The organism is Brevundimonas sp. 2YAF1 (assembly GCF_052114745.1).
GTDB lineage: Bacteria > Pseudomonadota > Alphaproteobacteria > Caulobacterales > Caulobacteraceae > Brevundimonas.
In genome coordinates this window covers 232,035-245,377 of sequence record NZ_JBFRFI010000002.1, presented here as the reverse complement: position 1 = coordinate 245,377, position 13,343 = coordinate 232,035, and the positions used below count along the sequence as shown (strand labels likewise).

Genomic DNA, 13,343 nt, shown 5'->3' with positions numbered 1-13,343 from the left:
GGCGGTCCATAGAGCTTTTCCCCACCGCGCATCCAAGCCTGTCGGCGCGGTGGCGGTTTCCGGCCGCGGGGTCTATAGCGCCGCCGTTGCTGGAGTATTGTGCGCGTGTTGGACCTGACGCCTGAAGTCATCGGCCTGTTGGGTCTTGCGGCGGCAGTCGCCGGTTTCATCGATGCCATCGCGGGTGGCGGGGGGCTGATTTCCCTGCCCGCCCTGTTGTCGGTGGGGCTGAACCCTGTGGCGGCGATCGCCACCAACAAGGTGCAGGGCAGCGTCGGAACGGCCTCCGCCCTGTGGAATTTCTGGCGCAAGGGGCGGGTGGATTTCCGCCTGATCCGCTGGCCGCTGATCCTGGTCGGCGTCGGCGCGGGGCTGGGGGCCGTAGCCGTGACCCTGGTGGACACGCGCTGGCTGATGATCCTGCTGCCGGTGCTGCTGATCGGCATCGCCCTGTATTTTCTGTTCGGTCCCAAGGCGTCGGACGAGGACGCCCATGCCCGGCTGACCCCCCTGGCCTACGCCTTCGTGGCGGGCGGGATCGGTTTCTACGACGGCTTCTTCGGGCCGGGGACGGGCTCCTTTTTCGCCCTCAGTCTGGTGATGTTGCTGGGCATGGGGCTGACGCGGGCGACGGCGCACACCAAGGCGCTGAACCTGATGAGCAATGTCGTCGGCATCGTGGTGCTGGCGGCCGGCGGGCACGTGGTTTGGGCCCTGGCGGGCATCATGGCCGTGGGCCAGTTCGTCGGCGGGCGGCTAGGGTCGCACGCCGCCATGCGGTTCGGGCCGCGCTTGATCCGGCCCCTGCTGGTGATCATCTCCCTGGCCATCACCGCTCGGCTGCTGTCCGACCCGGCCAACCCGTTGCGGGTCATGGTGACGGGCTGGCTTTCCTAGGCGGTTTCTGGTCCGTTTGTGGGGAAGGACGACGATGGAATGGCGGAGGGGCCCCGATGTTCAAGGTGTTCGACGAGCGGCAGCTGGCGCACGCGCCGGCGCAGGAGATGCACAACGGCGGCTGGACGGCCTATAACGAGACCCCGTCGCGCGCCCTGCTGTTGCGCGAGCGGCTTGGGCCCTTGGCGCCGGCCCGGGACTTCGGCCGGGGGCCGCTGGAACGGGTGCACGCGCCCGACTATCTCGACTTCCTTGAACACGCCCACGCCCGCTGGATCGCCGCGGGCCGTGAGGGCGACGCCGTAGGCTACGTCTGGCCCGTGGTGCGGCGCCGACCGCTGAACCTCGACCGCATCGACGCCCAGCTGGGCCGGTTCAGCTACGACGCCGGGACGCCGATCACCGCCCAGACCTGGGACGCGGCCTACTGGGCGGCGCAGACGGCGCTGACGGCGCTGCAGCCGCTGCTGGAGGGGACCGAGCGTGCGACCTTCGCCCTGTGCCGTCCGCCGGGGCACCACGCCGGCGCCGACTACATGGGCGGCTACTGCTACCTGAACAACGCCGCCATCGTCGCGCGGGCGGCACGCGATGGCGGGATCGACCGCGTGGCGATCCTCGACGTGGACTACCACCACGGCAACGGCACCCAGGACATCTTCTGGGAGGACGGCTCAGTCTTCTTCGCCTCGATCCACGGCGACCCGAGGACCGAGTATCCTTTCTTCTGGGGCCATGCGGACGAGCACGGCGAGGGCGACGGCGAGGGCGCCACCCTCAACCTGCCGCTGCCGCGCGGCACGACTGCCGAGCCCTATCTGGCGGCGCTGGACCGGGCGATGGAGGCGATCGCCGCCTTTGACCCCGGGCTGCTGGTGGTGTCGTTCGGCGCCGACACCTGGGAGCAGGACCCGATCTCGCACTTCAAGCTGACCACCGAGGACTTTCCGAAGCTGGCGGCGCGCATCGCCACGCTCGGCCGACCGACCCTGATCGTCATGGAAGGCGGCTATGCGGTGGGCGCTCTGGGCGACAACGTGGCCGGGTTCCTGGCGGGCTTCTAAGGCGGCTCAGCCGGGGATCAGCATCGCCAGCGCGGTCAGCAGGTCGCGGGCGGTGACCGGTTTGGCCAGGTGCAGGTCGGCGCCGGCGGCGCGGGCGGCGTCGCGGTGCTCGGCCATGGCGTTGGCGCTCAGCATCAGGATCGGCGTGCGCTGGGCTGCGGGGCGGGCGGCCTCAAGGGCGCGGATGGCGCGGGTCGCCGTCAGCCCGTCCATGCCGGGCATCTGCATGTCCATCAGCACCACGTCGAACGGCCGGGTCTCGAAGGCGACGACGGCCTGGGCGCCGTCGTCCACGATCACCAGCTCGCTGGTATGGTCAGCCAGGATCAACTGGACCAGGCGCTGGTTGATCGGATGGTCCTCGGCCAGCAGGACGCGCAAGGGCCGCGACGGTCGCGGGGCGACGGCGATGTCGCTTTGCTCGAAGCCATGGGCGCGGGGCAGGGGCAGTTCGACCCGGAAGCGGCTGCCGACCCCGGGCGTCGAGGCCCCCTCAATCCGCCCGCCCATCATCTCGACCAGGGAGCGGCAGATCGACAGGCCCAGCCCCGTGCCGCCAAAGCGCCGCGTGATGCTGCTGTCGGCCTGGGAGAAGCGCTGGAACAACTGGGCGGCGTGGTCGGCGTCGAAGCCGACGCCCGTGTCCTCGATCTCGAACGACAGCAGGGTCGGGGCGCCGTCGTCCTCGCTCAGGGCGAAGCGGACAGAGACGGAGCCTTCGGCGGTGAATTTGACGGCGTTGGACAATAGGTTGCCCAGGATCTGGCCGACGCGGACGCTGTCGCCGATGAAGGCGCCGCGCGCATGGGGGGCGCGCTCGACATGGAAGGCCAGTCCCTTGACCTCGGCGCGCATCCGCATTGTGTCCAAAGGGGCGCCCAGGGCCTCGTCCAGATCGAAGGGCCGCAGTTCCAACTCCAGCTTGCCGGCCTCGATCCGCGACACGTCCAGCATGTCCGAAACCAGCCGCTCCAGAGTGATGCCCGAAGTGGCGATCAGGGCGACCATCTCGGCCTGATCGGGCGACAGCGGGGTGCGCGACAGGGCGTCGACGATGCCGATCACGCCGTTCAGCGGGGTGCGGATCTCGTGGCTCATATTGGCCAGGAAGTCGGACTTGGCCCGGTTGGCGGCCTCGGCGGCGGCCTTGGCCTCGATCAGAGCCTGTTCGGCGGCGATCTTGGCGGTCACGTCGCGGGCCACGGCGTAGATGCGGTCGCCGAACCTCTGGGCGCGCCACTCCAGGGTGACGTAGTGGCCGTCGCGGTGGCGGTAGCGGTTGATGTGGCCCAGGACCGGGGCGCCGGGCCCCCGAGTCTCGACCTCGACCACGCTGTCGTGGGTGCCGGGCAGGTCGTCGGGATGAACCAGAGTCAGGATGGCGAGGCCGACCAGATCTTCCGGCCGATAGCCCAGGGCAGGGAACCATGAGGCGCTGGCCCGGACGATGAACCCCTCCAGATCGCGGATCACCAGCAGGTCCAGCGACACGTCGAAAAAGGTCGCCAGATCGGCCGCCACGTCGCGCGCCGGCTGCGGCTGTCCCGTCAGCGATGGGGCGGCGGCGGGGGCGAAAGTCATGGGCGATCCTTACGAACTCGACGCCCTGTCTAGACCGGGTCGGTTAAGGCCGCCTTGCGTCTCAGTAGGCGAAGTCGCGATAGATGCGGCTGACGTCGCCCTGCCATTCGCCGTGATACAGCTCCAGCAGCCGGTCGGCCGGGGTCACGCCGCTGTCGGCGATGTCTTCCAGTTCCGACAGATAGCCGCGCTCGTCGACCATGCCGCCGCTGAAGCGGGCGCGGTTCTTCAGGCCGTGCTTGGCGATCTCGACCAGATCGACGGCGATGTCGCGCACGCTGCGGCCCGCCACCTCGGCCTTGAGGCCCAGACGGGTCACGTCGCGGCGCAGGCGCTCGTGGTCGGCGATGTCCCAGTCCTTGCACAGGTCCCAGGCCGCCGCGAGCGACGGCGCATCGTACAGGATCCCGGCCCACAGGGCGGGCAGGGCGCAGATCCGGCTCCACGGGCCGCCGTCGGCGCCACGCATCTCAAGATACTGTTTCAGCCGGACTTCGGGGAAGAGGGTGGTCAGGTGGTCGACCCAGTCCTTATCCGTGGCGCGGTCGCCGGGCAGGGCGTCCAGCTTGCCCTCGATGAAGGCGCGGAACGACTGGCCCGACAAGTCGACATAGGTCTCGCCGCGCTTGGCGAAATACATGGGGGTGTCCAGGGCGTAGTCGGCGTAGCGCTCGTAGCCGAAGCCGTCGGCGAAGACGAAGTCCAGCATCCCCGTGCGGTCGGGGTCGGTGTCGGTCCAGACGTTGGCGCGCGCCGACAGGAAGCCGGTCGGCTTGCCCTCGATGAAGGGCGAACAGGCGAACAGGGCGGTGGCGATGGGCTGAAGCGCCAGCGAGGTGCGGAACTTCATCACCATGTCGGCTTCGGATTCGAAGTCGAGATTGGCCTGGATGGTGCAGGTGCGCAGCATCATGTCGAGGCCCAGCGTGCCCCGCTTGGGCATGTAGGCGCGCATGATGTCATAGCGACCCTTGGGCATGACGGGGATGTCCTCGCGCCGCCACAGGGGGTCGAAGCCGGCGCCGAGGAAGCCGAGGTTCAGCTGATCCGCCACCTGTTTCACCTCCATCAGGTGCTGGCCGGTTTCCGAACAGATGTCGTGGATGGTCTGCAGCGGCGCGCCCGATAGCTCGAACTGACCGCCCGGCTCCAAGCTGATGGAGGCGGTCAAGCCCTCGGCGTTCTTGCGCTCCAGGGCGATGACGTGGCCGGCTTCTTCCACCGGCGCCCAGCCAAAGCGTTGCAGCCCGGTCAGCATAGCCAGGATGCCGCTGTCGCCCTCATAGGCGGGGCGGCGCAGGGTGGATTTGTCGAAGCCGAACTTCTCGTGCTCCGTGCCGATGCGCCACTGGTCGGCGGGCTTCTCGCCCTTCGACATGGCGTGGATCAGGTCATCTCTGGAAAGCGGCGCCGTGTCGGACATCTGTAACCCCTGCTGTCGCGGCTAGATGGGCGACGAAACGGCCTCGCTCAAGAGGGGAGAGGCAAACTTCTAGCGTTCCCAGTCGCCGATCGCAGCCTGCCACAGGGTCAGGGCGGCGATGGCGGCGGTGTCGGCGCGCAGGATGCGCGGGCCGAGAGAGACGGCGGTGGTGAAGGGCAGGGCGCGCAGACGCGCGCCTTCTTCGGGCGAGAAACCGCCCTCGGGACCGATCAGGATGGCCCATTTACGTTCGCCAGCAGCCGCCAGAGCCGACATGGCGGGCGCGCCGCCGGTCTCGTCGCAGAACATCAGGCGGCGCGAGGCGTCCCAGCCGTCCAGCAGGGCGTCCAGCTTGACCGGGTCATCGACCGGCGGCACGTCCAGGCGCCCGGTCTGTTCGGCGGCCTCCTCGGCGATGGCGTCCAGCCGGTCCAGCCGAAGCCGCTCGGCGTTGGTGCGATGGGTCAGGACCAGACGCACCCGCTTGGCGCCCAGTTCGGTCGCCTTCTCGACGATGGTTTCGACGCGGGCCTTCTTCACTACGGCGACGATCAGTTCCAGATCAGGGCCGTGGGTCTGCTCGCGCACCTGCTCCTCGGCGCGCAGGACGACGCCCTTCTTCAGCACCTCGGCGACGCTGGCGCGCCACTCGCCGTGACGGCCGTTGAAGACCAGCAGGTCGTCGCCCGCCTTCAGCCGCATCACTTGGGTCAGGTAGCGCGACTGGTCGAGGGTCGGGGCGACGGCGAGGCCGGGGGCGAGGTCGGAGGTGACGTGGAGGCGGATCATCGTTGGGGCGTGTCATCATCGGGAGGATTTCCCCGACCCGCTTGCTCCTGCGTCTTTTCCTTGCGCGCTTCAATCACATGTTCAGTTGATGGGCTGACGAATTTCTGCAGTTCGACCATTGCTCCGGCCATGCCGCCACCGCCGCCGCGACGCCGGGCGTCCGCCTGCATTGCGCCTACCGCCCGGGGCAACAGCCACAAGGCGCCGAGTAAAACGACCGCCGCCGCCAGCCATTCCCACATTGCATGCTCCCCGATTTGAAAAGTGGATGACTTTACAGCGTGCGCGCGATTAGCAGCTTCATGATCTCGTTCGTCCCGCCGTAGATGCGCTGGACACGGGCGTCCTTGTAGAGCTGGGCGATCGGATACTCGTTCATGTAGCCGTAGCCGCCGAAGAGCTGAAGCATCTCGTCGATGGTCTCGCCCTGGATGTCGGTGACCCAATATTTGGCCATGGAGGCCGTGGCGGCGTCCAACTGGCCCTTCAGGTGCAGGCCGATGCAGTGGTCGACGAAGACCTTGGCCACGGTCAGCTTGGTCTTGACCTCGGCCAGCTTGAACTGGGTGTTCTGGAAGTCGATGACGCGTTTCCCAAACGCCTTGCGCTGCTTGACGTAGTCGAGCGTCGCCTCCAGCCCGCGCTCGGCGGCGGCCACGCCCTGGACGGCGATGTTCAGGCGTTCCTGCGGCAACTGCTGCATCAGCTGGACGAAGCCCTGGCCCTCGCCGCCGCCGATGACGTTCTCCAGCGGCACCTTCACGTCGTTGAAGAAGAGCTCGGAGGTGTCGTTGGCCTCCATGCCGATCTTGTGCAGGTTGCGGCCGCGCTCGAAGCCTTCCGCGCCATCGGTCTCGACCACGATCAGGCTGGTGCCCTTGGCGCCCTCGGCCGGGTCGGTCTTGGCGACGACGATGATGAAGTTGGCCAGCTGGCCGTTGGTGATGAAGGTCTTGGAGCCGTTCAGGACGTAGTGGTCGCCCGACTTGATGGCGGTGGTCTTGACGCCCTGCAGGTCGGACCCGGCGCCCGGCTCAGTCATGGCGATGGCGCCGACCAGTTCGCCCGAGGCCAGACGCGGCAGCCAGCGCGCCTTCTGCTCATCGGTGCCATAATGCCAGACGTAGGGCATGACGATGGCGTTGTGCAGACTGATGCCGAAGTGGTCCGCGCCCTTCCAGCCCAGTTGGCGCATCAGCACGACTTCATGGCGATAGTCGCCGCCCATGCCGCCGTCTTCCTCGGGCAGGGAGATGCCCAGAAGGCCCGCGTCGCCCGCGTCGTTCCACAACTGACGCGGCACCGACGAGTTGGCGATCCACTGCTGGAACTTCTCGGGCGGCGCGTGCTCGTCGATCCATTTGCCGACGCTGTCGGAGAAGAGAACGATCTCCTCGTCCTGCATGAAATCGGGTTCGGGGACGTTGAGGATGTTCATGGCAACTCCTTTCCTTCTCCCGCTGGGAGAAGGTGGCCCGGAGGGCCGGATGAGGGTCGGTGCGTGAAGTCGGCGAACGCCGCCCCTCACCCTTTCGCCTTGCCGATCGCTTCGCTCTCGGAGGCTCAAGCCCTCTCCCATTGGGAGAGGGCCAGGTTCATCAGAAGGCCTCGGCGGGCATCTGCATCAGCACTTCGGCGCCGGTCTTCATCTTGGTCAGATGGGCGGCGGCGTCGGGCAGGATGCGTTCGACGAAGTAGCGGCCGGTCTGCAGCTTGGTGAGGTAGTAGGGATCGGCGTCGCCGGCGGCGATCTTGGCTTGGGCGGCCTTGGCCATCTGCGCCCACATATAGGCCAGGGCCGTCAGGCCGAAGATGTGCAGGTAGTCGGTCGAGGCGGCGGCGGCGTTGTCGGGGTTGGCCATGCCGTTCTGCATCAGCCACATGGTGCCGTCCTGCAGCTTCTTCTTGGTGTCGGCCAAGCCGTCGACGAAAGGCTTGATGGCCTCGTCGTCGCCGTTCTCCGCTGTGAAGGCGTCGATGTCGGCGAACCAGCTCATGATGGCCCGGCCGCCGTTCGACGGCAGCTTGCGGCCCACCAAGTCGAGCGCCTGAATGCCGTTGGTGCCTTCGTAGATCATGGTGATCCGCGCATCGCGCAGATATTGCGAGGCGGGGAAGTGCTCGGTGTAGCCCGAGCCGCCGTGGACCTGCATGGCCAGCGAGGCGACGTGGAAGCCCTTGTCGGTCAGGTAGGCCTTCAGCACGGGCGTGATCAGGCCCATGTAGTCCTTGGCCTTGGTCGCCGTGGCCTCGTCCGAGGACTTCTGCAGGTCGGCTTGCAGGGCGGTCCACAGGATGAAGGCGCGGCCGCCTTCGACAAAAGCCTTCGACTCCAGCAGCATCCGGCGCACGTCGGGGTGGACCATGATGGGGTCGGCGGGGCCGTCTGGATTCTTGGCGCCGGTCAGGGCGCGGCCTTGCAGGCGGTCGTTGGCGAACTCGACGGCGGCTTGATAGGCGGCGTCGCCGATGGCCAGGCCCTGCAGGCCGGTGCCCAGGCGGGCCTCATTCATGACCACGAACATGTTGTTCATGCCCCGGCCTTCTTCGCCGATCAGCCAGCCCTTGGCGTTGTCATAGGCCATGACGCAGGTGGCGTTGCCGTGGATGCCCATCTTGTGCTCCAAGCCGGCGCAACTCACGCCGTTGCGCTCGCCGACGGAGCCGTCGTCGTTCACGAGGAACTTCGGCACCACGAACAGGCTCAGGCCCTTGATGCCCGGAACCGCGCCTTCGACGCGGGCCAGCACGGTGTGGATGATGTTGTCGGCGAAGTCGTGCTCGCCCGCCGAAATCCAGATCTTCTGGCCGGTGATCGAATAGGAGCCGTCGCCGTTCGGCGCAGCCTTGGTGCGGACCATGCCCAGGTCGGTGCCGCACTGGGGCTCGGTCAGGTTCATGGTGCCGGTCCATTCGCCGGTCGCCATCTTCGGCAGGTATTTCTGCTTCAGCTCGTCCGACCCGCTGGCCTCGATGCCGTGATAGGCGCCGCCCGTCAGGCCGGGATACATGGAGAAGGCGGCCGATGCGCCGGCCGTGAACTGGCCCACCGCCATCGACACGATCGCGGGCAGACCCTGGCCGCCGAATTCCGTGCCGAAGGACAGGCTGGTCCAGCCGGCCTCGACCATCTGGCGATAGGCTTCTTTCCAGCCCTTGGGCGTGGTGACGACGTCGCCCTGGATATGGCAGCCTTCCTGATCGCCCGCACGGTTGATCGGGGCGATGACCTCCTCGGCGAACTTGCCGCCCTCCGCGATGATCTGGTCGATCAGGTCGCGCGACAGGTCGGCGTCGGCGAAATGGTTGGCGTAGCGTTCGACCTCCAGCACGTCGTGCAGGACGAAGGACAGGTCGCGGACAGGCGCCTTGTAGGCCATGGTCAGGCTCTCGCTTTGAAGGGCTGGAACTGGGTGTCGGGGTTGAGCCGTTCGCTCAGCAGCGTGGCGTATTCCTCGGCTCCCGGCAGAAGGTCGGGGCGGTGTTCGCCCAGTTTGGACTCCATCCAGGCGCAGGCCTCCTCGGCCGTCTGGATGGCGCCTTCGATGTCTTCGAGCTGTTGTTTCAGCGCCTCGACCTGGGCGCGGTGACGACGCAGAGCCACTGCCATCTGATGGACGTTGTGATCCTTGCGATCGTACAGATCCAGCATCTCCTGGATCTCCTGCAGGGTGAAGCCGATGCGGCGTCCCCTTAGGATCAGCTTCAGTCGGGCGCGGTCGCGGGCGTCATAGACGCGCGTCTGGCCCTTGCGGGCAGGGGTCAGCAGACCCTTGTCCTCATAGAAGCGGAGGGCGCGCGCGGTGGCGCCGAACTCGCGGCACAGGTGCCGGATGGAATAGGTGCGGTGATCGTCAGCGGTCGCCATACGTCACACATAACTTGACGCGGACGTAAAGGGAAGCTTCTCACTGTCCGCTTCGACAACTTGTGAACGTCGTCGGCGGGAGCGGCGCTCAAACGCAAATCGGCCGCGGAGAGCTTGCGCCCGCCGCGGCCGATCCGGGGAGGAAATCTGTCGGGCGATCAGGCGCGGCGGAACCACAGCACCGGCGCCGTGATGGCGATCAGGAAGAGGTTGGTCAGGGCCAAGCCGATGTCCAGGTTCAGAGCATGCACGCCCAGCATGATGGTCTCGAGCGCCAGAAGGCCTGCAGCCCCCGTCAGCAGCAGGGGGCGGCCGAAGCGCCATGAGATCAGCGGCGTCAGAACCATGACCGCCAATACGATCTCGGCGATGCCCAGGCCGCGCACGAAGCTGACGCTGGCCATGGCTGGCCAGTGCATCAGCACCGTCAGGTTCTCCATCGACTCGGTCAGCTTGGCGTAACCGGCGGCGATGAAGAACATCGCGATCCAACCCTGGAACGTCCACAGCGTCAGGTTCAGGTAGTCGGCTTTCGCGCGGGAACGGGGAGAGAGGGTGGTGGAGGTCATGGCCGCATCAAGGGGGTTGATTGGTAACAGTCACTAGATCAGATTGCTTGGCTCCCGATTCAAGGAACTGTAACAAAACTGTGAACAGAGGTACGCGCGACCTGCGGCGGAGACGTGGCTGAAACCACAATTTCTCGTAACCCAACGCCGGTCACGAAACGGCATTAGGCCGGTCGAAAGCGTTCGTCAACGGTCGATGACATCAATTGATGACTTAGAACGCCCAGGCGTCCCGCGCGGCGTCCAGGCGGGTCAGCTTGGCATGCAGCGGCGCCCAGTCGTCGCCCTGTTCGATGGCGGACCACAGGGCCTCGACCTCGTCGATCAGCATCTCTTCCGGCTCGGGGGCGGCGAACATCGGATGCTCCAGCCGTTCGGGCCGGTCGGGCTCGTGCTCCAGCAGGGCGAAGCGGAAGGCGTCGAAAGTCTCGCCCTGATAGGTCTTGCCGCGCAGCCCGCCCAGCGCCCGCGCGCCGGAACTGAACCCGCCGAACCAGTCGAAGAAGAGGGGCTCCCAGCGCAGGGCCTCGCCCTTGTCCCGCGCCAGGGCCAGGGTCGCGTCCAGCAGCCGTTGGTCCGCCGCCTCGCCCAGGCTCTTGACCCCCAGGCGGTTGAGGAAGGCGGCGCGCAGATGACGGATATAGGCGGGACCGAAACCATTCAGCGCCTCGGTCAGGGCGGCGACCTGCGGCTCTGCGATCAGCTTCAGGCAGCCGGCCAGCTGGGTCAGGTTCCAGAACACGGCCTCGGGCTGACGCGCGAAGGCGTAGAGGCCCTCGCGGTCGAAATAGGCGGCGGTGAAGCCGGGTTCGTAGTGGGGCAGGAAGCGCCACGGCCCGTAGTCGAAGCTCTCGCCTGTCACGTTCAGATTGTCGGTGTTCAGCACCCCGTGGACGAAGCCGGCGGAAATCCATTTCGCCGTCAGCCGGGCCGAGGCCTCGACCACGGCGGCGAGGAAGCCCGGCGCGTCGCCGGTCGCGACCGACGGATGATACAGGCTGCGGGCATGCTCCAGCAGGACCTCGATCTGATCCTTGCGGCCGTAATAGGCGGCGCGCTGGAAGGTGCCGAAGCGAATATGGCTGTGCGACAGCCGCACCATGACGGCCGAGCGGGTGGGCGAGGGTTCGTCGTGACGCTCCAGCGCTTCGCCGGTCTCGACCAGCGACAGGATGCGGCAGGTCGGCACGCCCAGGCTTTCCAGCATGGCGGCGGCCAACACCTCGCGCACTCCGCCCTTCAGCGTCAGCCGCCCGTCGGCGTGTCGCGACCAGGGCGTCTGGCCCGAGCCTTTTGTGCCCAGATCGAGAAGTCGGCCTGGAAGGGCGCTATCGCTCGCGACGCGGTCGCTCGCTGCTTGAGTGCCGACCATCTCGCGCAGTTGCGCCGCCAGAAACCCGCGCCCGTCGCCGATGTCGGGGTTGTAGGTGCGGAACTGATGGCCGTGATAGCGCATGGCTAAGGGGGCGGGCTGGCCGGGCAGGGGCTGGAAACGGCCGAAATGGGCCAGCCATTCCGCATCCGTCAGCGTCTCCAGCCCGACGCTCGCCGCCGCCCGGTCGTTGCGGACGCGCAGAATGGTCTGGGGGAAGTCCGCCGCCTGCACCGGATCGCCGTAGTCGGGGCCGAGGTCGATGAAGCGCGGGTCGGGGCGATAGGCGGGGGAGACGGGCATGGTCGGCAGATGCGCGCTCGCAGCGTCTTTCGCAACCGCGAAGCCGGGGTTGAATCGCGGGCTGGGTCGCGTATTTTCAACGGCAGAGATCAGGTCCCGCTTCGCCAAATGCGCGTCGGGGCCAGGCCGGCGCCGTCATCCGACGGGCGAATCCGGTCCGGCGTCCGTCGATAACCTGACGCCACGACAGTCCTTTGATTTCGGAGACCGCCGTGGCCAGAAAAACCACCCTCGAATTTCTCAAGACCGAAGCTGGTTCGGGCGCCGCCCTCGGGCTGGCGGCCCTGGCGGCCCTGATCGTCGCCAACTCGCCCTGGGCCGGCGACTATTACGCCTGGCTGAAGAGCGTCCACGTGCTTCAGGTCGGCCCGCTGCGGCTGGAGGAGACGATCTCCAACTGGATCAAGGAAGGCCTGATGGCGGTCTTCTTCCTCGTGGTCGGGCTGGAGATCAAATACGAGATTCTCAAGGGCGAACTGAGCAATCCCAAGAAGCTGGCCCTGCCGATCATCGCCGCCATCGGCGGGATGGCGGTTCCCGGCCTGGTCTATCTGGCCGTCGCCCAGATGCTGGGCGGGCCGGGCCAGGGCTGGCCCATCCCCCTGGCCACCGACATCGCCTTCGCCCTGGCCGTCTTCGCGGTGGTGGGCAAGGGCCTGCCCAGTTCGCTGCGGGTCTTCCTGCTGACCCTGGCCATCGTCGACGACCTGGGGGCCATCGCCCTGATCGCCGTCCTGTTCAGCCAGGGCGTGCAGTGGCTGCCGCTGCTGGGCGTGGCGGGCCTGCTGGCCGCCTTCGCGCTTCTGGGCCGCCGTCGTCTGGCCGGGCCCTTCTGGGTGTTGGGCTTCGCGGCGGTGTGGTGGCTGACGGTCCAGTCCGGCCTGTCGACCTCGCTGACCGCGGTGGCCTTCGCCATGATCGTGCCGGTCGAACCGCGCCGCGAAACCTCGCAAAGTCCGCTGAAGGAGGCCATGCACGACCTCCACCCCTATGTCGCCTTCCTGGTCCTGCCGCTGTTCGCCTTCGCCAAGGCGGGGGTGTCGTTCGCCGGTCTGTCGCTGGAGCAGGCGTTTGCGCCCCTGGTCATCGCCATCGCCCTGGGTCTGTTCATCGGCAAGCAGATCGGCGTCTTCGGCGCCGCCTGGCTGGCCGCCAAGCTGAAGATCGGCGCCAAGCCCTCGGGCGCCAGCTGGCTGCAGCTCTACGGCGTCAGCCTGTTGTGCGGCATCGGCTTCACCATGAGCCTGTTCATCGGCGTCCTCGCCTTCCCCGGCGCCGTGGATTCGCCCGAACAGGTCGAGGTCAAACTGGGCGTGATCGGCGGATCAGTGCTGTCGGCCCTCGTCGCAGCCGGGATTTTGAACCTGGCCGGGCGGCGTCAGCAGCAAAGAGAAGATGCGTCATCTGCTAAAATATTGTCCTGAACGCCGGTAATATTGACCTTGCGTAACCGGTTTTTGTCGCTTTCCCGCCACAC

General features: G+C 67.2%; 12 protein-coding genes. 3 read left to right on the top strand and 9 right to left on the bottom strand.

The window, feature by feature from the left end:
• The first annotated feature begins 105 nt into the window (after positions 1–105).
• Both AB4Y68_RS03795 and AB4Y68_RS03790 read left to right on the top strand, forming a co-directional pair.
• Positions 106–897, top strand: coding sequence for a TSUP family transporter (locus AB4Y68_RS03795; protein ID WP_441454181.1), 792 nt, complete (start codon positions 106–108; stop codon positions 895–897).
• A gap of 56 nt (positions 898–953) precedes the next feature.
• Positions 954–1,961 (top strand): histone deacetylase family protein, encoded by a 1,008-nt coding sequence (locus tag AB4Y68_RS03790; RefSeq protein WP_441454180.1) that lies wholly within the window; start codon positions 954–956, stop codon positions 1,959–1,961.
• A 6-nt stretch (positions 1,962–1,967) separates the two neighbouring features.
• Here the strand turns inward: AB4Y68_RS03790 and AB4Y68_RS03785 are convergent, their stop codons facing one another.
• From AB4Y68_RS03785 to AB4Y68_RS03745, 9 genes are all read right to left on the bottom strand, one after another.
• Entirely contained in the window at positions 1,968–3,542 is a 1,575-nt protein-coding gene (locus AB4Y68_RS03785; protein WP_441454179.1) for an ATP-binding protein, read from the bottom strand.
• Between the two features lie 61 nt (positions 3,543–3,603).
• Positions 3,604–4,965, bottom strand: coding sequence for a glutamate--cysteine ligase (locus AB4Y68_RS03780; RefSeq protein WP_441454178.1), 1,362 nt, complete (start codon positions 4,963–4,965; stop codon positions 3,604–3,606).
• A 69-nt stretch (positions 4,966–5,034) separates the two neighbouring features.
• Positions 5,035–5,754, bottom strand: coding sequence for a 16S rRNA (uracil(1498)-N(3))-methyltransferase (locus AB4Y68_RS03775; RefSeq protein ID WP_441454177.1), 720 nt, complete (start codon positions 5,752–5,754; stop codon positions 5,035–5,037).
• Positions 5,751–5,996, bottom strand: a complete 246-nt coding sequence (locus AB4Y68_RS03770; protein WP_441454176.1) for a hypothetical protein — start codon at positions 5,994–5,996, stop codon at positions 5,751–5,753. Before AB4Y68_RS03770 ends, AB4Y68_RS03775 begins: the two co-directional genes overlap by 4 nt.
• A gap of 32 nt (positions 5,997–6,028) precedes the next feature.
• Positions 6,029–7,192, bottom strand: a complete 1,164-nt coding sequence (locus tag AB4Y68_RS03765; RefSeq protein WP_441454175.1) for an acyl-CoA dehydrogenase family protein — start codon at positions 7,190–7,192, stop codon at positions 6,029–6,031.
• Positions 7,193–7,352: 160 nt separating this feature from the next.
• On the bottom strand, positions 7,353–9,134 hold the full coding sequence (locus AB4Y68_RS03760; RefSeq protein WP_441454174.1) for an acyl-CoA dehydrogenase C-terminal domain-containing protein: 1,782 nt from the start codon (positions 9,132–9,134) through the stop codon (positions 7,353–7,355).
• A 2-nt stretch (positions 9,135–9,136) separates the two neighbouring features.
• Positions 9,137–9,622: a MerR family transcriptional regulator gene (locus AB4Y68_RS03755; RefSeq protein WP_441454173.1), complete on the bottom strand. Its 486-nt coding sequence runs from the start codon at positions 9,620–9,622 to the stop codon at positions 9,137–9,139.
• Positions 9,623–9,780: 158 nt separating this feature from the next.
• Entirely contained in the window at positions 9,781–10,191 is a 411-nt protein-coding gene (locus tag AB4Y68_RS03750; protein WP_441454172.1) for a DoxX family protein, read from the bottom strand.
• 214 nt (positions 10,192–10,405) lie between these two features.
• Positions 10,406–11,866, bottom strand: coding sequence for a protein adenylyltransferase SelO family protein (locus AB4Y68_RS03745; RefSeq protein ID WP_441454171.1), 1,461 nt, complete (start codon positions 11,864–11,866; stop codon positions 10,406–10,408).
• Positions 11,867–12,078: 212 nt separating this feature from the next.
• Here AB4Y68_RS03745 and nhaA point away from each other — a divergent pair, with 212 nt between their 5' ends.
• The gene (nhaA, locus tag AB4Y68_RS03740; RefSeq protein ID WP_441454170.1) at positions 12,079–13,290 is read left to right on the top strand and encodes a Na+/H+ antiporter NhaA; all 1,212 of its coding nucleotides are present in this window, start codon (positions 12,079–12,081) and stop codon (positions 13,288–13,290) included.
• The last annotated feature ends 53 nt before the right edge of the window (positions 13,291–13,343 follow it).